Source organism: Acinetobacter sp. BIGb0196, assembly GCF_011759595.1.
Taxonomy (GTDB): Bacteria; Pseudomonadota; Gammaproteobacteria; order Pseudomonadales; family Moraxellaceae; genus Acinetobacter; species Acinetobacter guillouiae.
The window spans coordinates 2172191-2194787 of the sequence record NZ_JAAOZA010000001.1; the positions used below are offsets into that span (position 1 = coordinate 2172191).

Annotated in this window: 21 protein-coding genes; 8 read left to right on the forward strand and 13 right to left on the reverse strand. The window is 34.9% G+C overall.

The annotated features are described in order from the left end of the window. Positions 1 to 31: 31 nt before the first annotated feature. Together FHR28_RS09875 and FHR28_RS09880 are read right to left on the reverse strand one after the other, a co-directional pair. A complete protein-coding gene (locus FHR28_RS09875) occupies positions 32 to 1195 on the reverse strand; it encodes an MFS transporter (RefSeq protein ID WP_166782500.1) in 1164 nt (387 codons plus the stop codon). Between the two features lie 126 nt (positions 1196 to 1321). Beyond that, positions 1322 to 1852 carry a hypothetical protein gene (locus FHR28_RS09880; RefSeq protein ID WP_004720129.1) on the reverse strand — a complete coding sequence of 177 codons (531 nt, stop codon included), beginning with the start codon at positions 1850 to 1852 and terminating at the stop codon, positions 1322 to 1324. A 599-nt stretch (positions 1853 to 2451) separates the two neighbouring features. On the opposite strand from FHR28_RS09880, the gene FHR28_RS09885 reads away from it, so the two are divergent. Further along, positions 2452 to 2691: a DUF2171 domain-containing protein gene (locus tag FHR28_RS09885; RefSeq protein ID WP_056511128.1), complete on the forward strand. Its 240-nt coding sequence runs from the start codon at positions 2452 to 2454 to the stop codon at positions 2689 to 2691. A gap of 125 nt (positions 2692 to 2816) precedes the next feature. On the opposite strand, the gene FHR28_RS09890 is transcribed toward FHR28_RS09885, so the two are convergent. Beyond that, positions 2817 to 3296, reverse strand: a complete 480-nt coding sequence (locus tag FHR28_RS09890; RefSeq protein ID WP_105712646.1) for a hemerythrin domain-containing protein — start codon at positions 3294 to 3296, stop codon at positions 2817 to 2819. A 376-nt stretch (positions 3297 to 3672) separates the two neighbouring features. Between FHR28_RS09890 and FHR28_RS09895 the strand changes: the two genes are divergently transcribed. Further along, complete coding sequence (locus tag FHR28_RS09895) at positions 3673 to 4860, forward strand: benzoate/H(+) symporter BenE family transporter (RefSeq protein ID WP_166782501.1); 1188 nt, start codon at positions 3673 to 3675, stop codon at positions 4858 to 4860. Between the two features lie 101 nt (positions 4861 to 4961). On the opposite strand, the gene FHR28_RS09900 is transcribed toward FHR28_RS09895, so the two are convergent. Beyond that, the gene (locus FHR28_RS09900; RefSeq protein ID WP_166782502.1) at positions 4962 to 5732 is read right to left on the reverse strand and encodes an alpha/beta fold hydrolase; all 771 of its coding nucleotides are present in this window, start codon (positions 5730 to 5732) and stop codon (positions 4962 to 4964) included. Positions 5733 to 6347: 615 nt separating this feature from the next. Between FHR28_RS09900 and FHR28_RS09905 the strand changes: the two genes are divergently transcribed. After that, positions 6348 to 7553, forward strand: a complete 1206-nt coding sequence (locus FHR28_RS09905) for an aromatic amino acid transaminase (RefSeq protein ID WP_096734101.1) — start codon at positions 6348 to 6350, stop codon at positions 7551 to 7553. Between the two features lie 359 nt (positions 7554 to 7912). After that, positions 7913 to 9481, forward strand: coding sequence for an ATP-binding cassette domain-containing protein (locus tag FHR28_RS09910; protein WP_166782503.1), 1569 nt, complete (start codon positions 7913 to 7915; stop codon positions 9479 to 9481). Between the two features lie 105 nt (positions 9482 to 9586). Here FHR28_RS09910 and FHR28_RS09915 read toward each other — a convergent pair whose 3' ends face one another. The 5 genes from FHR28_RS09915 to FHR28_RS09935 all read right to left on the reverse strand — a co-directional run bounded on the left by FHR28_RS09915 (position 9587) and on the right by FHR28_RS09935 (position 14197). Further along, positions 9587 to 10009: a VOC family protein gene (locus FHR28_RS09915; protein ID WP_105712650.1), complete on the reverse strand. Its 423-nt coding sequence runs from the start codon at positions 10007 to 10009 to the stop codon at positions 9587 to 9589. Between the two features lie 30 nt (positions 10010 to 10039). After that, positions 10040 to 10786, reverse strand: a complete 747-nt coding sequence (locus FHR28_RS09920) for a helix-turn-helix domain-containing protein (RefSeq protein WP_166782504.1) — start codon at positions 10784 to 10786, stop codon at positions 10040 to 10042. A 166-nt stretch (positions 10787 to 10952) separates the two neighbouring features. Then, entirely contained in the window at positions 10953 to 12362 is a 1410-nt protein-coding gene (locus FHR28_RS09925; RefSeq protein ID WP_166782505.1) for a serine hydrolase, read from the reverse strand. Positions 12363 to 12618: 256 nt separating this feature from the next. Continuing rightward, entirely contained in the window at positions 12619 to 12930 is a 312-nt protein-coding gene (locus tag FHR28_RS09930) for an I78 family peptidase inhibitor (RefSeq protein WP_004720533.1), read from the reverse strand. A 157-nt stretch (positions 12931 to 13087) separates the two neighbouring features. Next, on the reverse strand, positions 13088 to 14197 hold the full coding sequence (locus FHR28_RS09935) for an S-(hydroxymethyl)glutathione dehydrogenase/class III alcohol dehydrogenase (protein WP_004720535.1): 1110 nt from the start codon (positions 14195 to 14197) through the stop codon (positions 13088 to 13090). 191 nt (positions 14198 to 14388) lie between these two features. Between FHR28_RS09935 and FHR28_RS09940 the strand changes: the two genes are divergently transcribed. Further along, entirely contained in the window at positions 14389 to 15867 is a 1479-nt protein-coding gene (locus FHR28_RS09940; protein WP_166782506.1) for a phospholipase D family protein, read from the forward strand. Between the two features lie 48 nt (positions 15868 to 15915). On the opposite strand, the gene FHR28_RS09945 is transcribed toward FHR28_RS09940, so the two are convergent. Then, positions 15916 to 16566, reverse strand: a complete 651-nt coding sequence (locus FHR28_RS09945) for a class I SAM-dependent methyltransferase (RefSeq protein ID WP_166782507.1) — start codon at positions 16564 to 16566, stop codon at positions 15916 to 15918. A 79-nt stretch (positions 16567 to 16645) separates the two neighbouring features. Further along, a complete protein-coding gene (locus FHR28_RS09950; RefSeq protein ID WP_166782508.1) occupies positions 16646 to 18043 on the reverse strand; it encodes a PLP-dependent aminotransferase family protein in 1398 nt (465 codons plus the stop codon). Between the two features lie 167 nt (positions 18044 to 18210). Here FHR28_RS09950 and FHR28_RS09955 point away from each other — a divergent pair, with 167 nt between their 5' ends. Then, positions 18211 to 19074 (forward strand): DMT family transporter, encoded by an 864-nt coding sequence (locus FHR28_RS09955; RefSeq protein ID WP_035372056.1) that lies wholly within the window; start codon positions 18211 to 18213, stop codon positions 19072 to 19074. 159 nt (positions 19075 to 19233) lie between these two features. After that, complete coding sequence (locus FHR28_RS09960) at positions 19234 to 19725, forward strand: pyridoxamine 5'-phosphate oxidase family protein (protein WP_166782509.1); 492 nt, start codon at positions 19234 to 19236, stop codon at positions 19723 to 19725. A gap of 6 nt (positions 19726 to 19731) precedes the next feature. Here the strand turns inward: FHR28_RS09960 and FHR28_RS09965 are convergent, their stop codons facing one another. Beyond that, a complete protein-coding gene (locus FHR28_RS09965) occupies positions 19732 to 20322 on the reverse strand; it encodes a uracil-DNA glycosylase family protein (RefSeq protein WP_056511095.1) in 591 nt (196 codons plus the stop codon). Between the two features lie 344 nt (positions 20323 to 20666). Then, positions 20667 to 21416, reverse strand: coding sequence for a 3-oxoacyl-ACP reductase family protein (locus FHR28_RS09970; protein ID WP_166782510.1), 750 nt, complete (start codon positions 21414 to 21416; stop codon positions 20667 to 20669). Between the two features lie 106 nt (positions 21417 to 21522). Between FHR28_RS09970 and FHR28_RS09975 the strand changes: the two genes are divergently transcribed. Beyond that, a complete protein-coding gene (locus FHR28_RS09975) occupies positions 21523 to 22482 on the forward strand; it encodes a LysR family transcriptional regulator (RefSeq protein ID WP_105712658.1) in 960 nt (319 codons plus the stop codon). The last annotated feature ends 115 nt before the right edge of the window (positions 22483 to 22597 follow it).

Consider the following 22597-nt stretch of genomic DNA (forward strand, 5'->3'; position numbering starts at 1 on the left):
TTCTGAATCTCTTTTCAGCAAAGAGATTCATTTATCTTTGAATCATTTGTAAGGTTTTAGGTAAAAAATTAATCAATAGCAGGCCAAGCAAGGCTGAAAATCCAGCAATAATAAAAATATATTCTCCTGATAATTTTTCCCAATATTGCCCAGCTAAGATACTGCCAGATGCAACACCAAGTCCCCACATGGTACTGTATAGCGCTTGCCCTCTGCCCTGTTGTTTGGCTGCAAAGTTCTGCAAAATGACCCGCATTGCAATAATATGAAATAAACCAAAACTAAATGCATGAAAAGTTTGAGAAATAAATTGAATAATGAAACTTTCTGAAAATAAACCTGCCAAAATAAATCGAATGCTGGTCATGATTAAACAAAGTGCGACTAAGCTTCGCCATGAAAAACGATTTAGGAAGAAATTTGCATAGTTAAACATGATAATTTCAGCAATCACCCCAACTGACCATAAAAAGCCAATCTGAGTTGTACTGTAACCAGCAAGTTTTAAATAATTACTATAAAAACTATAAAATGGTGCTTGTGCAAAAAGCATAATAAATTCAATGATAAAAAATGAAAAAACCACAGGTCTTTTTAGAATGGGAAGCAATGGTTCTAATATTTTTTGTGCACTCGGTGCTGTGCTGGGTTCCTTAATCGAAAAGGACCAAATAAAAGCTGTAAATGCAATACATAACAACATCATTGGTAAATATTGAATTGCAATAACTTCTAAAATCGCACCGATACTAAATACGCCAATAATAAATCCAATAGAACCCCATTTTCTAATTTCCCCATACAATGCTGTATGTTGATTACCCAGCCAAAACAGCGTTACACCTTCAAATTGCGCAAGTATGGCATTTTGAAAAAAGCTAAAAATCAACATCAGAAATGCAATTGATTGCATATTGTTGGGAATAATAAAAATCAAAAACCAGATTGTAGCTTCCATCCAGGTTGCCACACGTACCCACAACATTCGTTTGCCCGTTTTGTCTGCGATAAATCCCCAAATAAAGGGTGCAAATATACGGGTTAAAATGGCTATAGAGGACAGTAATCCGATTTCTTGATAATTAAATCCTTGATCTTGAAGATATAAGCTCCAATACGGCAAAAAAGTTCCAACTATTGAATAATACCAAAAGTAAAATCCACTCAGTCTGTATTGGATTGGCATAGATTGCATGTCGTTGCATTCACTTGTATTTTCAATATGTTACCACAATTAATGGTTGTAGTGGATTGCTGCCATTTGTTTACTAGTGACAAAAAAATAGCCCTTACATTGAAGGGCTATTTTTTTTAGAATCTGTTAACGAGTTACTCGATCCCAAGCATCTTTTACTGCATGCTTTGCTTCTTCCCATTTTAAACGAGACTCTCTTTTGGTTTTTTCCCATTGAAGCTTAAGATCTGCTTCAACTTCTTCAAACTTTGTTTCATAAGGGTAATTGCTTCTAGAAGTGTACCCTAGCTGATATGCATCACGATAATCACGATCGTAATCTACATTATCATATAAGTTAATCGTGTCTTTATAATAAGGGCGAGTGTTGTAAGTTTCACGCCAATAAACATCTTCATCAGTTGGATTTACAGCTTCAGAAATGCTTTTTCCAGCTAATCCTCCAACAACTGCACCTACTACCCCACCGACTGCAGCACCTACAGGTCCGCCAACAGCTCCAATAGCTGCACCACTTACTGCACCGCCTGCGGCTCCCACACCTGTCCCGATTGGGTGTGCTCCTGGCTCACCGGAAATTGGATCGGCATTCAATTGGTCACGTTGTTCTTTACTGAGATTCTTAACTACTTCGTTATCTATATTAGAATTTGACATATTTAATCCTCTATTTTGATAAAAGTTATTAATTCAATTAATCAATCAACGATAATCATCCTAGATCAAATATTTTTATTTAATATTGCTATTTGTTATAGTTTCAAGAAAGGTTTGTACAAAATTAAATTAACCAAATTAAAATAAAATTAGCTAAAAACACCATCCCTATTGAGTATTGTCGTTTTATAAATTTTTAAATAAATAACGCCAAATTACAATACAACACATTAAAACCTTACCGTTAATTATTTAAAAATAAAACATTACAAAACATAAATTTATAGCAATGCTTTTAAACAACCCCATTAAGACCAAAAACAAAAAAAATAATCAAAAGAACCTCAATAAAGCTTATAAATTATAATTACATCACAAAAAACAAATAAATAAAGCATAACAAAATTAATTAATTGAGAACAGAATCACATTATTTTTAATTTTATATATTTATTCAAAAATGACATTTATAAATTAAATAAATCTATAAACCTTACATTATTAACTCAACAAAACTTAAAGCTTAAAAATACTTACATCACTAATTTTTAAATGTCTTAGACTGATATTTCAACTTGAACAATAGATGAGCAAACATTATGAGTAACGTTAATGCAAACGATATTAAAGAACATGCTTCAGTAATTGCTTCATGTGGTACACAGATCGGCAAGGTTGATCATCTTGAGGGACAAGATTCAATTAAATTGACTCGAAGTGATGATGAACATAATGAACATCATCTGATTCCATTAAGTTGGGTGAGTGAAATTAAAGATGGAAACGTAATTTTGAATAAAAATTCAGAAGAAGCAAGAAATGAGTGGCAAACATTATAGCTTTTACCTAAAATAATTTGCTATTTAAGGAATGCCAATCAATTTGATTGGCATTCTTGTCATCAAATCATCAGTTTTCAAATCTGGCTTATCTATCTAACTAAATTTAAAAAAAATTTAAATCATTAATTAATTAAACTCGTTTTGTCTTTATCAATATATTTATCATATTCACGTTGATACTTTTTAGCTAAGCTTACTTTTTCATCATCTTTTAAAATTTTGCCAGATTGCTGGAAAAATTTATGCTCTTCTTCATCTAAATGATGATGTACAAGCTTTCGTAGCTGATTTGCTATACGTAACCAACTCGGATTATTGAGTTCTTTTTCAGTAAGTTGCTCAAGTAGCTCATCAATTTCGTGATGCTCAGACAGAGCATGCCTTGTAATATTCAAACCTGCATCTGTCATCATAAGAGGTATGTAAAAATACCTGTCTTCAGCCACTGCATGTGCAAATAATTCATTTTTCAGTAATGAGAAATAATGCTTTCTTTCTTCTGAATTACCAGTAGTTTCAATTAACTTATCAGATAATTCTCTTTGCTTTTCATGACTAAATTTTAAGACATCAAATATGGTGAGTTGTTTACTATGGCTCATACTTTTATCCTATCGAAAAATTTATTTAATATTCAATCTTAGAGGATAAACTCATATTTATTATTGAACTCTTGTTTCAATAGTTTTTTAATTGTAATAACTGTTTATATTGTACGATCTATGAAATTCAAAAAATCATTAAGAAACCTAAATTGAGGGTATTTTTCTTCGCTGCATTCAAAGCACTACTCTCATTGTATTTAGCAATATAAAAACCATTCTTAACTCCTTCACCTTTACCAGAGTTAAAAAAAGCTGTCGATAAAATCATATCACCAAACTGGTACCTTAAAAAATATTAAAAGTGTATCTTATGGCAATACCACATTAAAAATACACTCTACTACTTCTTTTTAAAATCTTAGGGGTAGAGTTTATGTCTTTTCAACATCATTCTAATGATTTTCTTCCCCCCATTATGGCAGGTTTAATTTCGGTCATCGTCAATTATGGTGGTACCTTTATTTTAATCTTCCAAGCTGCGCAGATGGCTGGTCTTAGCCCTGAACTCACTGCCTCATGGGTGTGGTCTATTTCTATTGGGGTTGGTATCACTGGAATATTATTAAGTTGGTATACCCGCGAACCCATTATCACTGCGTGGTCTACGCCTGCCGCTGCATTTTTAATTACGACGCTTGTAACTGTGCCATATTCCGAAGCAATTGGCGCATATTTACTTTCTGCACTGGGATTTGTGATCTTGGGAATTACGGGCTATTTTGAAAAATTGATTCGTCTAATTCCTGCGGGTATTGCATCTGGTCTCTTGGCAGGTATTTTATTGCAATTTGGGATTGCAGCCTTTATCAATATGACAATTGATCCTTTTTTGGCGATTTCATTATTTTTGATTTACCTAATCACCAAGCGTTTTTCTGCAAGATTTGCCATTATTAGTGTCTTGGTTTTTGGCTTTATTTTCTTACTTTTACAATCACGGATTGATTTCTCTGGATTTGAACTAAAATTAGCCTCGCCTATTTTTACCACACCAACTTTTTCTATAAACTCGATACTGAGTGCTGCATTACCTTTATTTTTAATTACCTTAACAGGACAATATATGCCAGGTTTACTGGTTCTTAAAAATGATGGTTTTCACACCAATGCTAAACCGATTCTTATCGTGACAGGCTTAGGTTCGTTCCTCATGGCTCCATTTGGTTCACATGCGTTTAATCTTGCTGCGATCACTGCTGCAATTTGCACTGGAAAGGAATCCCACGAAGATCCTTCAAAACGCTGGATTTCAGGGATTGCCGCAGGTGTGTTTTATATTTTTGTTGGAATTTTTGGTGTAACGTTAGCAGCTGTCTTTGCAGCGTTTCCAGTCGCTTTTATAAGTACTCTAGCAGGACTTGCATTATTAGGTACAATTGCTGGAAGTCTTGCAAATGCGATGAGTGATATTGATTGCCGAGAAGCCTCACTTATTACCTTTCTCGCAACGACAGCCAACATCACTTTGTTTGGTGTTGGGGGTGCATTTTGGGGTTTGGTTTTAGGTCTAATTTCATATCTTGTACTCAATGGAAAATTCAAAACCAAGACACTTTCTTGACCCTACTGGACTAAAGAACTGGTAGTGTTTATAAAATAATCATTTATAAACAGCATATTGCCTTTAAATATGCTGTTTTAATTTATTCAGATTCTGACACTTCATTCTATAAACCCAGAGATCATTTGATTAACTACAGCCGGTTTTTCAGCATGTAACCAATGCCCGACTTGTTCAATGACTTTAACTTGGCTATGACTAAACTGTGTTTCGATTGCAGAAAAATGTTCAGCTTTTGAGATATAGGGAGAGTTTCCACCTTTAATAAACAATGCTGGAATAGGATTCACCTGCTGATTTTCCCAGCTTAAAATATCAGCATAATGATTAAATAAAGCTTGGACATTAAACAGCCATTTTCCCTTACTGAATGATTTTAATAAAAATTGAATCACCATTTCTTCTTTTAAATACTGACGCATAATCTCTGTAGCTTCTTTACGAGATTCAATTTGTGCATTTTCAACCGCAAATAAGGCTTTAAAAATTTGATCATGGTGATTTTCTTGATATGCAAAAGGTGTCATATCCAAGACAATCATTTTTTGCATACGATCTTGCGCTAAACCTGCAAGTTTCATTGTAATTTTTCCACCCATAGAATGTCCAATCGCAATAAACTTTTCAATATTTAAATGATCAAGTGTTTGCAAAACATCCTGAGCCATCAATTGATAATTCATTTCATCTGAATGTGCAGAATGGCCATGATTTCGAACATCAATTTGCAATAAGTTGAATTTACCTTGAAATTCACGTGCAATAATGCCCAAATTACTTAAACTTCCAAATAATCCATGAATCAATACCAGTGTGGTTTTTTGAGTCCCATTGCTATCTTGAGCTTGATCGTATTGATAATTCAGTAACATTAAAAACCATCCAGAATTTAAATATTGCGCTTGCACTATGATGACAAGAAGAGAAATGCAGAACAATAGTTTTATCATTCATTAACAATACTGCGACTTAAAAACAATCAATATCTTAACTATCTCTCTTCCAATACCGCACTTGATACACTGTTTAAGTTTTATCTTATTTATCCTCTATTTTGTAGAGAATACACATTTGGCTATAAATATAGACAAATGAGCGATGAGCTTAGGGTCTGTTGACATTTCATAAATGGCTTGCGTTGTAGACTAAAATTGAGCAGGCAAGGCAGGAAACGAAGAGAATAGCGAGACTATTTTCGAGTTTCATAACGAAGGCTGAGATAATTTTAGCCACAACCCTTCGGGACTTGTGTGTTTTTTGCCGCTACGTCGTTACGAACTACTCATTTAGAATGACTAAATTTCATATTTCGCGCCTAGTATCGCCTAAAAAACACACGTAGTCGCAAACGTAGACGAATTGTCTACAGACCCTAATCTAAAGTTGAATAAATAATAAAAAATAAACCTCAATCTACTGTTGAGTCGGGGTTTGAATTACCTATATTATCAGACTTGATTTTTTCGATTGATTTAGGACTTTAGACCATGTTTCAACATGTAGATCCTTATGCAGGTGATCCAATTCTTTCTCTAATGGAAGCCTTTGGTAAGGATGAACGGACACACAAAGTAAATTTAAGTATTGGTCTTTATTATAATGAGGACACAATTGTTCCTCAGTTAGACGCTGTAAAAGCGGCTTTGAAAAATATTGAACCAAGCAATGACAAGGTAAAGCTTTATTTACCGATGGATGGTTCAAAGTCTTATAACGAAGCAACCCAGAAATTGGTTTTAGGTGCAGATAGCCAAGCACGTAAAGATGGCCGAGCAGTGACCATTCAAACCCTAGGCGGTTCTGGTGCACTTAAAGTTGGTGCAGATTTTCTAAAAAAATACTTTCCTGAATCTGATGTTTGGGTGAGCCAACCGACATGGGAAAACCATATTGCGATTTTTAATGGTGCGGGAATCAATTCACATTTCTACCGCTATTTTGATGCAGCAACCAATGGTGTCAATATTGAAGGCATGTTAGAGGATTTACAGCAAATCCCTGCAAAAGGCATTGTTCTCCTTCACCCTTGTTGCCATAACCCAACAGGCGCAGATTTAACACCTGCTGAATGGGATCGTGTGATTGAAGTATTGAAAGCACGTGATTTAATTCCATTCCTAGATATTGCTTACCAAGGTTTTGGTCAAGGCTTAGAAGAAGATGCTTATGCAATTCGTGCTTTAGACAAGTCAGGATTGAATTTCATTGTCAGTAATTCATTCTCTAAAATTTTCTCACTATATGGTGAGCGTGTTGGTGGCTTAAGCTTTATTTGTGATGACCAAGCAACTGCACAAAAGGTTTTAGGTCAGCTTAAAGCAACTGTACGCCGTATCTATTCAAGCCCACCTACAACGGGTGCCTTAGTGGTTGATAATGTATTGAATGATGCAACATTAACTGAAAAATGGCATGCAGAACTTAAAGAAATGCGTGAGCGTATCATCCAAATGCGCGAACTATTAAAGGCAAAATTAACTGCTGCTTTACCTGGTCGTAATTTTGATTACCTTACAGAACAACAAGGCATGTTTAGCTATACAGGTTTAACGGCTGAACAAGTGGATATATTGAAAGATCAATATGCCATTTATTTGCTACGTAGTGGCCGTATGTGTGCAGCGGGCTTAAATTTAAAAAATATTGATTATGTAGCAACATCTGTTGCAGAAGTCATTAAAGCAACTGCTTAAATAAATTGATAAGCGTTGATTGAATCAATCAACTGCCACTTAACTCCCTTTTCATAAGGGAGTTAATTTTTTGAGATGATTCTTTTTTAAATGAGCATTTTAAAAGCTTAAGATTGACATACAGATTTATTTTTATACAATAAGCATTCTTATCCCCTTTCTTAAAAGAGTAACGCCAATGAAGTAAGTCATTTTCTCATCATTATTTATTTAATTTTTGATGTGCAAAATAGATTCTACTCAAGGCTACGCTTATCTTTTGGTTCTGATACCTTATTTACGATAAATTAAATAATCTACTGTTATTTAAAGCTTTTATTACATACTATTTTGTGCATCCTCTATATGAGGATCATTGAATGCAACAAGCATGTATTATTTCAAATTTGAGTTTGGCATTCCCCACCCAAACAATGTTTACTCAACTGAATTTTGTGCTTTTTTCAGGGCAAACTTCTGCTGTGATTGGCCGTAATGGTTTGGGAAAATCATTACTTTTTAAACTATTACACCTACAACAGCATTCAGATTTAGCCTATTCAGGGCAAATTGCATGGCATATTCAACATGATTATTTAGCACAATTACAACGATTAAATGCGAAAACCATAGCTGAAGCTTTAGACATTGCTCATCTACACAATGCTTTTGAGCGTATTGAAAACAGTAGTGCCAGTTTTGAAGATTATGATTTGGTGGAAAACTGTTGGGATTTACCTCAAAAATGGCAACAAATTTTAAGCAATGCACAACTGCCGCTTGATTTAAATTTTCCCATACAATACTTAAGTGAAGGTCAAAAAACCAAGCTGGCTTTGTGTCGCTTATTTCTAAAGCAAGATCATTATCTACTTTTAGATGAGCCAAGTAATCATTTAGATACCATGGCAAGAAAATGGTTAATTGAATCAATTCAAGCACATAAGGCGGGAGTTTGTATTATTAGTCATGATCTTCAATTGCTGAATCAAGTGCAGCATATTTATGCTTTAACCGCGCAAGGTTTGCAGCATGTTTCGGGCAATTATGCTGATTATGTTCAACAGCACCAACAACAAATCCATACCTTAACTCAGTCTATTCAACAAGAAAAACGTGAATTTAAACAGTTAAAGCAACAACAGCATGATAGTTTAATGAAAGCACAAAAACGTCAACGTAAAGGTGCTCAATTGCGTGACTCGAACTCTCAAGCCAAGATTCTACTGGATTTTAAAAAAGAGCAAGCTGGGCAAAGTTTTGGGAAATTACGTGCACAGCAAATTCGCCAAGCTGATGAAACACAGAGCAGTTTACAGGAGAAACAAACAACATTAGAAAAAATTAAACCACAACGATTTGACTTTCATTTTCAATCATCTAAACAAGGTGAAATATTAAGAATTCACGATTTACAATTGCCTTATACCACCACACAGAAAATAAAGTTGTCACTCCAAGCCGGTGAAAAAATCCAGCTTAAAGGTGCAAATGGCGTGGGTAAATCCACCCTATTAAAAATGATTGATCAATCACAAAGTACTGAAATTTTCTTTACCGGACAAAGTTTATATTTGGATCAAAATTTTAGTTTACTCAATGATGATCTTTCTGTGATCGAGAATTTAGCGAAATTTAATCCAGATATACTGGAGGTTGAATGGCGAAATTTATTAGGTCAACTGCGGATCCGCCGCGAAAAAGCACTCTTAAAATTGGGGCAACTCAGTGGTGGTGAAAAACTTAAAGTTGCATTACTTGGAATAAGTCAGCATCATCAAAATATTGATTTATTGTTATTGGATGAACCTGAAAATCACTTAGACATCGAGTCACGAGAATTACTTGCGCAAGCCATTGAGCAATTTAAAGGTGCTGTCATTCTGGTCTCTCATGATGATTGTTTTGTTAAGCAATCTGGAGTAAATGAAGCATTTTTACTGAGTTAAAAGTATTACTTCATTCTGATCATTTTGAAAAACTTTCCGCCAATGGTTTATTGCCCATATGGCGGATTTCATTGGTCAAGATGTTAAATTGATGTTGTAAGGCATTTATCCAACTTTTTCAGCAAAGCCAAGAATATAGCCATTCAGATCTTTTAAATAGAATTCTTGCATACCATACCATGTTGTTTTTAGTTCAGTGAGCTGAAGATTTTTATGCTTTAGTGCTAAATAAAATTCATTAATACCCTCTATTTCCATATAAAAAGATACTGTTGCTCCAATAGCTAGCCCTTTTGAAAAAACAACATCATTTTTAAAGGTATCAGAACGTTGAAACATAAATTCCACGTTATCCCTCTGTACCAGAGCATAAACATATTCTTTATTTTCTAGAAAAGTTTGATCGATTCCATCTTGTGATTCCGGAACCGCCATGATCAGATTAAAGCCTAGGTTTTCTGTGTAAAAAGCCGTTGTTTTTTTAATATCAGTCACTTCAAAGTTTGGAGAAATTTTGCAAATTTTCATTTTTAATTCACCTTAAATTAAGTTATAGAATTATTGCCTTTCATCCATTTTTGATAATTGTAAAAATCGGTCGTTTTTGTTTTTACTTAACGCTTTGGGCGTTACCCCAGTATATTTTTTAATTTCTTTGATAAAATGCGCTTGATCAAAATAGTCAGAATTTGGATTTAGATTACCATTTGAAATTTCTGGGTAAGTCGCATTACAACGTACAATACTTAAAAATTCTTTGAATGTAATGCCAAAATTGGATTGAAAATATCTATTTATTTGCCTGCTACTCCAAAAAATGCTATTAGAAATTTCAGACACCGATGTAGATTTTTTTTGATACACGATTTCAAATAGTTTTAATTTTCTGCGATCACTGGGCTTTAAGAATTTTATTGAAGCGTCTAAATTGTTCGTTATTTCAGAAACAAATTTATCAAACTCGTCTGAATGATACTCGTCAATTCTCCAAAAAGACTCAGGTAAATTTATCGTCATATCTAAAATAGATTTTATCGGTGTTCTAAATATATACTCAAGGGCTAACAGCTTGAATCTGATCGCAAAGAACTTGGTGTTTTTAGAAATTTGTATGTCTTTTGGTCTTGTCCATATTCCAGTCAGTTTTACTTTTGTTAAATTTCCATCTACGAACTCGATAATTAAGTCAAAGTAACCATCTGGCAAAATGGTATGCTGAACATTTATTCCCATAGTTTCGTAATACCAAAAACACTTCACAAAATTACTCAAAAATCCATTTGGTTCAATTTCCCTGTATTTCATTTTAGTATCTCTCTAAAGTGACATATAACGACAAGAATATGAATTTCAATTGAGGGACAAAACTTGTATTTTTTATTTCAATCCAGCTATCACAAGCTAAAAGCAAACTTCCAATCTACTCAAAATATTTGCAGTGTTAAGCTTCCCCATATGCAAAATCCAAATATTATTTTTGCTTCTCATCTATGAGCTGAAAACATAATTTATCTATGTTTTTCGTTTTTGGGTGAAAAGCTGAGAGGTTAGATAGCACAATAACGGCAGTCTTATCCTCAACATTTATTGCCATTGAAGATGAATAGCCACCAGTTCCGCCATTGTGCCAAACCAAATCTTTTCCATTTTGTGATTTTAACAAATGCCAAGCTAAACCGATTTTCATATCTTTGTTCATTTCAAAGGTCGGTGTACGCGTTAAAGTCAATTCGGTATTTTTAGGATCGAATTGTGCGATTGCAAATTTTGCTAAATCCTCTGTGGTTGATAATAGCCCGCCAGCACCAAACAAAACGTCAAAATCCCAATTTGATACGATTTGTCCATCAGGATTTTGTCCCTTTACTAACTTATTATCTAGATTTTGCGAGTTTACAAATGAGTTTTTCATTGTGTATTTATCAAAAATTCTCTTTTGTAATAATGTTTGAAAGCTTTTTCCTTGTGATACGCCAAGCGTATAGCCTAATAACCCCGCCCCTAAATTAGAATAAACATATTTTTTTTCAGGCTCATTTTCAATTTTCAAATCATCTTTAAGGTATTGTTCAATCTGACTTTTACCATAATCTTTGTAGGGATTGCTTTGATTCGATAAATCTAGATTCTCAGGTAAGCGTGGTAAACCAGAGGTATGATTAGCCAAGTCTTTAAAATTCAGTTGAGTGTTATTTTTAAATTTTAAAGATGGATAAAATGGATTGATTTCATCCGTTAATTTAATTTTTCCTTCATCAACAAGCGAAGCTAAAACGGTCGATGTAAAAACTTTCGTAATAGAACCAATTTCAAAAACCTTATTCTGGTTTTCAATCGGTTTGATCTTGCCATCAGTTTTGATAACCCCATAATATTTCACTTTTTGATTTTGAACGACTGCAATAGAAAGTTGCGTATTATTTGGAAAATTTTGGCTATTCGAAAAAATGATGTCTGAGATTTCTTTTGGATAAGCGTTAAGTGCATTCACAGTATTACTACTGTTTATCTCTTTTTGGACTTCATTAGGCTTCATAATAAGTCCCTTGATATGATTTTCTTGATCAAGCGAAATATTGACCGTTAACACCATTTTCTCAAACTTGGTTTTATAACTTTGATAAGTTCCTTGTTGATCGCTGAGAAATTCTTTACTTTCAATTTTTCCTGCCTGAGATTTTAATCCTGAGAAAAATTGCTTTGTCTTTTCAAGCGGCAATGTCTTTTTCATTTCAGCAGAAAATTCATCATAAATTTTTTCATACTGATCAGCATTATAATTGTTTATAAAATTGTCCATGGCAATTTTATAGTTTTCACTCTGAGCAAATATTGAGTTTGATATCAAAATCGCAAATAGGATTAAAAATAGTCTTTTCATAAGGTTTTAATAATAGCTAATGAATTAAAGTCTTGTGCTCTAACGCTACACATCCAAAAGTACAGCTTAAAACATAACAAAAAAACTGCTTTAAGCAAGTATTATCTGTCAATGAGTAGCGAAACATTGTTATTTTAGTTTTTTATAATGATTGTTCTGTGTCGAATAGATGAAGCGAGTTTGTTAAATTAAACTTTAAAATCATGATTGAACAAATCAATATTTATTCAATCATATAAGACTTAAATTTGTGTCATTACCCACAAGTCGCTTGGGTAATTTTTTTGGTCGCAGGATCTACAGTTACCGTCACACGTTCAATACGATAATCCATAGTTACTCCTTGATTTGGCGCAACTTTACGTACGATTGATGCCTGTGTAAGCTGCTTAATTTTCGCTTCAGACATATCATTTTGTCCAATCAACTGAGTCGCGCGTTCTGCAATACATGTCGTTTGAGTGTTTTGTGCTGTTTGATCTTGCGTTGTTGCATTGGTTTGAAGCGAAGAACATGCTGATACGGTTAAAGCCATGATACCAAGACCTAAAATTGCAACATTTTTCATAAGACGACCTATTTTGATTTTTTGCTTTAAAGCCATAACATAACAAAAAAAGATAAGCTTAGAAAATTAATATATAAAACTCATACATTTATCATGCAAATAAAAACCAGTGATAGATGATGTATCACTGGCTCTTAGTGGTGCTCAGTATTTAAGCTTAAAAGTTAATCACTGTACGGATTGATTTACCTTCATGCATTAAATCAAATGCTTCATTAATTTTATCTAAGCCCATTGTATGGGTAACAAAAGGTGCAAGTTGAATATCACCTTTCATCGCATCTTCAACCATACCCGGCAATTGTGTACGGCCTTTTACCCCACCAAATGCGGTTCCTTTCCATGTACGACCAGTCACAAGCTGGAACGGACGGGTAGAAATTTCTTGACCAGCACCTGCTACACCAATGATGACCGATTGTCCCCACCCTCGATGAGCACACTCAAGTGCTGAACGCATCACATTGACATTGCCGATACATTCAAATGAATGGTCTACACCCCAACCTGTCATTTCAACAATCACTTCTTGAACAGGTTTGTCATAGTCTTTGGGATTAACGAAATCAGTCGCACCAAACTCTTCGGCCAACTTAAATTTTTCAGGATTGGTATCAACAACAATGATCCGACCTGCTTTCGCTTGACGCGCACCTTGTACAACAGCCAAACCAATACCACCTAGACCAAATACAGCAACTGAATCACCTTCTTGTACTTTTGCCGTGTTATGGACTGCGCCAATACCTGTCGTTACACCACACCCCAGTAAACAGACATGTTCAGGATTTGCTTCTGGGTTAATTTTAGCCAATGACACTTCAGCAACAACGGTATATTCACTAAAAGTTGAACACCCCATATAGTGGTAAATAGGTTCACCATTATAAGAAAAACGTGTCGTTCCATCAGGCATAACCCCTTTACCTTGTGTAGCACGAACGGCTGTACACAGGTTGGTTTTGCCTGATTTACAGAATAAGCATTCGCCACATTCTGCAGTATATAAAGGAATCACATGATCCCCAGGTTTTACTGAAGTTACACCTTCACCAACTTCGACAACAATACCAGCCCCTTCATGACCTAAAACTGCTGGAAATACGCCTTCTGGATCATCACCTGATAAAGTAAATGCATCTGTATGACAAACCCCTGTATGGGTAATTTTAACAAGGACTTCGCCTTTTTGTGGGGGAGCAACATCAATTTCCACAATTTCTAAAGGTTTTCCTGGACCAAATGCAACAGCAGCACGTGATTTCATAGCTAAATATCCTAATAGGTTTGTGTTTTAACAGTTGGACTACAGTAACCTTTTTCTCTTTACAGATTCAACCATTAACTTGATGATATGATTTAGTAAAATTTAAAGTACTCATTGAAAGAATGAATCATTCAAAGACTTCACTTGCCTTCGTTATTTTGGCTTTTTCAATCACTGGATGCAGTTTACCTATGAATCAACCAGAACAAGAACAACAAGTTAAAGTATATGCAGAGCAATGGATCAATGAGCCTGAAGCAAAACAGATGCTTACTCAAGGGCTCACTGCATATTTAGCCATGAATGATGCTTTCCAAAGTATAGCGTCACGTATCCATCTGATTCGAAAAGCCAAATATACACTTGATTTACAATACTATATTTGGGCAGATGATTTTATTGGCAATTTAATGCTACACGAATTGCTTAAAGCTGCTGACCGCGGTGTAAAAGTACGCTTATTAATCGATGATCAAAATGGAACAAAAATAGATCGACAATTAAGTGCATTGCTAAGACATCCAAACATTTCAATCAAATTATACAATCCTTATAAATTCCGACACTTTCGTGTAATGGATTATATTTTTAGAATGAACAGAATCAACCATCGAATGCACAATAAATTAATTATTGCTGATGGTGCAATTGCTGTGACAGGCGGACGAAATATCAGCAGTGAATATTTTGATGCCAGTGAATCTTTCCAGTTTACCGATATGGATATTTTATTTTTTGGTAAAGCAGTCAATCGTGCAAATGAAGTTTTTACCGATTTTTGGAATTTTCAATTAAGCTATCCGATTGATCAATTTATTTATAAAGGTTCTGAACACGATTTATTAACCTTGCGAAAAAGCTTTGAACGACTTGAACAAGCTGAACAGACGACAGATGAAAAAGTAAATCTTGAGCAGAAAGAACTCGCCAATGAGCTTAATCAAAATAAAATCAATTGGGCTTATGCCGATTTTCTGGCAGATTCTCCAAAGAAAAGTTTAGGACAAGCACACGGCAATGAATTAATTTCACACCAAATTCACCAACATTTGGGTGACCCCAAACAAGAAATGGATTTGATTGCCGCTTATTTTGTTCCTACAAAAAATGGGACGGATTTTATTAACCAATTCCCTAAACAAAATGTCAAAGTGAGAATTTTAACCAACTCCTTTATGGCAAATGATGTTGCGCTTGTCCATGCGTTTTATCAAAAGTATCGAGTTGACCTGCTTAAAGGAGGCGCAAAACTTTATGAATTTAAACCCTATATAGAACGCAATCGCCGTACTTGGTATGAGGTCCTCACAGGAAATATCATTCCGAAAAAAGGCAAAAATAAATCCAGTTTGCATGCAAAATTTATCAATATTGATGACAAGGTCTTTATTGGTTCATTTAACCTAGATCCAAGATCATTCAATATCAATACCGAAGTTGGACTGGTTGTTCAATCAGATCCTTTACAAGAGCAAATTTCAAATCTATTGGATCAAACCCTATTTAGGGTTGCTTATGAGTTAAAACTTAATCCACAAGGTGAGCTGATCTGGCTAGATCATCGTGCTGATGGCAAAGTGATTGAATATAAAGTTGATCCTGAAACTACGCGATTCCAACGATTTGTCATGTATAGTGTGTCATATTTGCCACTTGAATGGATGATGTAAGTTTAATGTAATGACAACCTGCATACTAAATGCATTACAATCTTAAGACTATAAATAACACTCAAACAGACAGAGTCCTTTGATCTCTTTAACCAGTTCTATGTCAGTAAAGCCTGCATATTTTAAGCTTTGAAAATGTTCATGTTTCGACATATACAAGTCATTATTGCTCATCGCATCTGATGCAAAAATATGGTCACAGACCAAATACAGAGCATCACGTTTTAATAATGTCTTTACTTGTTGATGAAATTGATTTGCATAGTTTTTATGGCGTAACTCATGTAAAGCTTGATGAATAATGATGGCATCATATTGTCCAAGCTGATCGCGCCAATCTTCATTTTTAAAATCAGCAATCAGATATTGCACTCTGCCTAACTCAGAAGAAAGTAGCTTACTTTTAGAAAGATCATGCATTGCATCAGAGAAATCTAGCGCTGTATATTCAATATCAGCACACTGGGTAAGTAAATGTTTGGCAAGAAAACCAGGACCTGAACCTATTTCTAAAATATTGAACTGCGCGTTTTGATCAGTTTGATAGTGTTTCTCTTTGGCTGCTTTTTGAATTAAATTCACATAATAGTCAAAAAACTCATAACGCCATGGGCGTTTTTCATTGGCTTCATTAGCCCATTGCAAAGCATCTTGCGGATTTTTTAAATCAATTGGACTTGGTACATCATGAACACTCATTATAATTATTCCACTGAAATCAATATAAATTTGCTTACTATTTACCCATATTTTAAAGCAATAAGGAAAAGGATTTTCGCTAACTTTGTAAGTTATTTATTTTTAACTGCTGAATTGACATTGCTAAGATATCAAAGACCTTTTTATCCACGCATTGTGCAACATTAAAGCGCATGAACTGTCCTGCATTTTCAGCTTGGCTAAAAGAATTACCCGGTGCAAGAATTACGCCCTGTTTGAGACATAATTTTGATAATTCCGCAGCCTGTATACCATCTGGCAATTTGCACCATAAAAAAATCCCTGCTGTTGGCACAATCCACGGCTTTATACCGAGTTGCCCCAACTTTTGCATCATTTCATTGCTGACTTTAAGCAAATGTTTCTTTAACCAATCTAGATGTTTAGGATAACTGCTGTCCATTAAAGCCTGATAAATAATTTCTGCATTTAAATGACTATTGCTAAAGTTGGTCGCAATTCTTAAATCTATTAATTGATCAATCAGCTCAGACTCCGCAATGATATAACCGCAACGAATCGCTGCTGAAAGGGTTTTGGTAAAACTGCCAATCTGAATGACATGTTTAAAACCGGCTAATGAAGCATAACGTGGTGCGGGTGTATATTCAAAATCAGCAAAAATTTCATCTTCAATAATCAATAAATCAGTTTTCTCAACCAGCTTGGAAATTTGATAAACCGTTTGTAGCGAAATCGTGGCTCCTGTTGGGTTATGAATCCCTGAATTGGTTAAATAGATTTTTGGCTTTAAATTCAGTGCTTGTTCAAATTTCTCTACATCTGGTCCCGTTTCTGTAAACGGAATTGGAACGGCTTTTAAATGATGGGCCTTAATCAAAGCGCGGAAATTAAAATAGCAAGGATCATCAATCAAGATCACATCACCTGCGCTAAGCAGGTGTCTGAAAATTAAATCAATGGACTGGGTTGCTGAGTCAGTAATAAGAATTTGATTCAGTTTGAATTTTAAATCATACAGTTCTTTTTTTCTGGCAATAAATTTACGCAACTCCAAATGCCCATGCGGTGTTGCATAATCGGTGAGCATGATGATTTCAGACTTAGCAGCTTGTTTTAACGCTTTACGGATTGATTGTTCAGGCATCCAAGTAGTGGGTAACCAGCCACAACCCGGTTTTAGCACATCCTTCTTCGCCTCTAATGACTGCCTTGAAATCCATAAAGGATCTATTTCACGTTGATACTGTATTTCAGTATCAATCATTTGCATCGGTTCAGCTTTACCTAATACATAGTAACCAGAACCAAGACGAGATTCTAAAACACCTTCCGCAACTAATCTGGCATAGGCTTCAACGATCGTTGAAACAGAACAGTTTGTTTGTGTAGCAAACTGACGGACTGAAGGTAAGCGTGAACCTGCAATCAAACTTTTATTCGAAATTTGATTTTTAATCATCAGCACTGTTTGTTCAATTTTAGTTTTTGCCATTTAAAACCACATATTTTAAAGATAAGAAATCTGAGAAAACTCGTTAGATTGAGTAGAATTGTACTGGTAAAAATAGCATAACAGTTATTTAAAATTGTACTGTAGTGTACATATATATTTCCAGTAAATAGCGCTTAAATCATCATAAATTGACTGAGTAATTGATGATGGATAAAACAAATATTGGCTGGCTAAATGGTTTTATTGGTGTCGCGATTTTTGCTGGCTCTTTGCCCGCAACCCGTATTGCCGTCATGGGGTTTAGTCCAGAATTTTTAACCACAGCTCGGGCAGCGATTGCAGGAAGTATTGCTTTAATCTGCCTGTTTATTTTACAGCAATCAAAACCCACTTTTGCCCAATTTAAATCATTGGTTATTGTGGCTTTAGGTGTGGTGATTGGTTTTCCATTATTTACAGCCTTAGCTTTACAAACAGTATCCTCTGCACATGCTATTGTCTTTGTTGGTCTCTTGCCTTTATCGACTGCAATTTTTGCAGTTTTACGCGGGGGTGAAAAGCCTGCTACACAATTTTGGTTATTTGCCTTAATTGGTAGTGCCATTGTGGTTGGATTTATGTTTTATGAAAACCGTAATTTAAGTTTTAGTGTGGGTGATCTCTATATGCTTGCATCAATTGTTGTCTGTGGACTGGGTTATGCTGAAGGTGGAAAGCTTTCAAGAGAACTGGGTGGATGGCAAGTGATTTGTTGGGCTTTAGTGGTTGCATTACCCTTGATGCTTATCTCAAGTCTATATTACCTACCTGCAAGCTTTGCAAATATTCATTGGCCTGAAACAATTGGTTTAATCTATGTGTCGCTGTTTAGTATGTTGATTGGCTTTATTTTTTGGTACAAAGGTTTAGCGTTGGGCGGAATTGCCAAAGTTGGACAAATTCAATTGGTACAACCGTTTATTGGTTTAATGCTTTCAGCGGTTCTATTGGGTGAGCATGTAAGTTTTGCGATGATTGTTGTTTGTTTTGCAGTTGTGATCTGTGTTGCTCTGGCAAAACGATTTGCATAGAAAATGGAAAGGCTTAAAGCATTTATTGACTGTATGTGTATATCGATTTAATCAAGTACAATGGGATAAATGCCTAAGCTAGAACAAAAACTGTCAATTACAGATATGGTTTATTTTGCTAATTTTATTCAACATGTTGACGCTTTAAGGAGAAAAAACATGATTGATTCCCAAAATTGGCAACAAATAATAAAAACCATTTCAACTGCTCAACGTGCCTCTATGCATTGTTCGATTGCAACTGTCGATCAATTAGGGCAACCCAATATAACGCCTATAGGAACCGTATTCTTAAAAAATAATCAAACTGGATTTTTCTTTGATACTTATAGTGAATCATTTAAAGAAAACATTCCTAACAATAGCAAAGCATGTTTACAAGCAGTGAATATTAAGCGTTTTTTCTGGTTGAAATCGATGATTTTAGGTAAATTTTCAGATTTCCCTGGTGTTCGTTTAAATATCGAAATTGGTGAACTACGTATCGCCAATGCTGAAGAGTTAGCAATGATTGAACAGCGTATCAAACCACTCTCATGGACTAAAGGGAGCCAATTGATTTGGTCTAGTTTTACCCATGTTCGAGATTTTAACGTAACTGGTTTTAAATGGGTTCAATACCCAACCATGATGCCAAATTATGAGTTTTAAACTTACTTAAAGTAAGCCTATTTCTTTAAATAAGTTCTTATATGCCTCTGCCTTCTTATCCAGTGCTAATGGATATGCTCTTGATGAAGAAGGCATCCGATATAAACATATCTCTCGTTCAGCAAATATAGCTTGTGAGGATTGCCCTATCTGTGGCTTTTCAGTTTCTTCAGGCATAGATAACATCAGGGTATCTGTTGCCTTATCTCCAGTGGTCATGATGCTGTTACATTCAGGAATTTGCGCTAAAAGCTGTGATAGGTCTGTGGGGGTTTTAATCTGTAGGAATTTATCTGAGGCATTCCCTTTTAAGCGAATAACTTGATACGCCGTATCAAAAATTGCGATACCTTTTTCGATTAAGAATTCGCGAATATGTTGTTCCTTAAAATTTTTATTAGGTAAATCTAAAAAGTGATCTTTATTATCAAAGAAAATAAGCCCAAAAATTCGCCACATATCATTTTGATAATTCGGATAATAAAAATCCATCTTCCATCTGCTTTGAGGCGGTGGAAAGCTACCAAGCATCAATAGCTTGGCATTTGTAGGAAGAAATGGTTTGAGTGGGTGGGTTTCTATTTCGATATCAGTCATTTATTAAAAGAACCAAAGTTTATAATTTAGTGAAAATTTTAATGATTTTATCTGGATTTTAATTTTTTACCTATGCCTTTTGGTATCTCTAATTTGTACTTTCAAATTTTTTTACTGAAAATTCGGAATACTCTTTTTTATACAGCACATTCAACCTGTTTATCCGATAGATGCTATTTTATTTAAAGGCTTGCTTCTTATCCTAAATAATCTATTGAAACAGGATGATTTATAAATTGTTTTAGCCCTCTATAAATAGAGGGCTTTTCCATAGATATGGAATAGAAAATTTCAATTCATTTTCTAACTACTGGACATATAAATTTTATTTTGATTCAAAGGAATTAAGCAATAAAACCACCATCGACACTTAATTCAGCACCGCTAATATAGCTAGCTTCTTCACTCGCTAAAAATAAAACAGAATTCGCAATATCAATGCCCTCTCCATATCGACCTACGGGGATATTAGGCAGTAGTAGGCTTGCTATTGGTCCATCTATAGGGTTCATATCAGTATTGGTTGGACCAGGGTGAATGGTATTAATTGTAATACCTTTAACGCCAAGCTCCCTGACTAATCCTCGTGAAAATCCAGTGATTGCACCTTTTGTAAGAATATAAATTGATGCTCCACTAAAACCAGAATAATTGACCATCGTGCTGCCTATATTTATTATTCTTCCACCTTTCCCCATATGTTTTAAACTTTCACGTGTGGCCAAAAATACCCCCGTAATATTGACAGCCACCAATCGCTCGAAAGCACTGATTGATACTGACTCTAGACTGCCTAAATGACTTATTCCAGTATTGTTAATTAATATATCAATTTTATGAAATTTTTTAGCAACGTCTTCTATCGCTTTGCTTAACATTTCAGGGTTTCCTGAATCTGCCTTTATCGCTATGGCTTGTCCACCATGAAACTCAATTTCTTTAATCAATTCCTCAGCTTTGATTTGCGAAGAATGATACGTAAAAGCAACTATAGCGCCATGGGCGGCTAGCGTTTTGACAATTTCAGCACCAATACTTCGCGACCCACCGGTAACTAACGCAACTTTTCCAACCAGCGATAATTTATTTAACATTTCACATTACTCTTTCATTAAAGTCTCCAGACTATAAAATCAGTACTCATTGTGAAGTAGAGTGCTTTTGCTATAATCTTTTTCAAGTAAAAATTGAAAATAGAATATGGAAACGCTGTCTAATCTCGAATCATTTATAAAAAGTGCAGAATATGGAAGTTTTTCTGCCGCAGCACGACATTTAAGCCTAACACCTGCTGCAGTGTCTCGAAATGTAGCGCAGTTAGAGCAAAATTTAGGTGCTCGACTTTTTCATCGAAGTACCAGAAATCTTAAATTGACGGAAGATGGTGAACACTTTTTTATCAGTATTCGAGACAGTTTAAATAGTATTCAGACAACTATTTCAGAATTTAATGTTGATTCGAGCAAGCCCAAAGGCATTTTAAAAGTCAGTTTAAGTGCTGGATTTGGGGTGGAATATATCCTGCCATTGATGCCTGAATTTATTAGCAACTATCCAGATATCAAACTTGAGTGGCACTTATCTAACAGACAGGTCAACTTAATAACAGATAATTTTGATGTGGCAATTGGAAGTGGGATTAAATTAGGTCAAGGCATCATTATCAGACCACTGTCCCCGCTGCACATGATTATTGTTGCCTCACCTGATTATTTAAAACATAAAACACGGCCCAATCATCCAGCGCAAATCTCCGAATGGGATGGCATTGTCATGAAATCCCCTCAAACAGGTAAGTTACATGAATATCAATTCACAGGTCCAAATGAACAAGAGTTTTACTTAAATTTAAATGAAAAACTTATCGCAGATGATCCAAGTGCATTACATCAAGGCGCCGCTTTAGGATTAGGTGTTGCTGCGATATCCACTGCTCATGCAAGAAAATATATAGAAGATGGAACTTTAATTAGAATCCTACCTGACTGGTATGCAGATTTAGGAAATACCAATCTTTATTTTTCTAGCAAAAAGCACATGCCCGCAAAAACTAGATGTTTTATCGATTTTATTGCGCTTAAATTTGAACAACTAAAATTGAATCAACAACTATCCGCTTTGAATATGGGAAAAAACACAACACTTTCAATTAAAAATTAGTTTCATTGGCAGATTTTCAACAAATCAGAATAAGTGTTTCAACTGTTCTGTAGCTACAAGGGATGCTTCAATACAACAATAATGTATTGATCAGTCGTTAGATACGGCCCCCTAT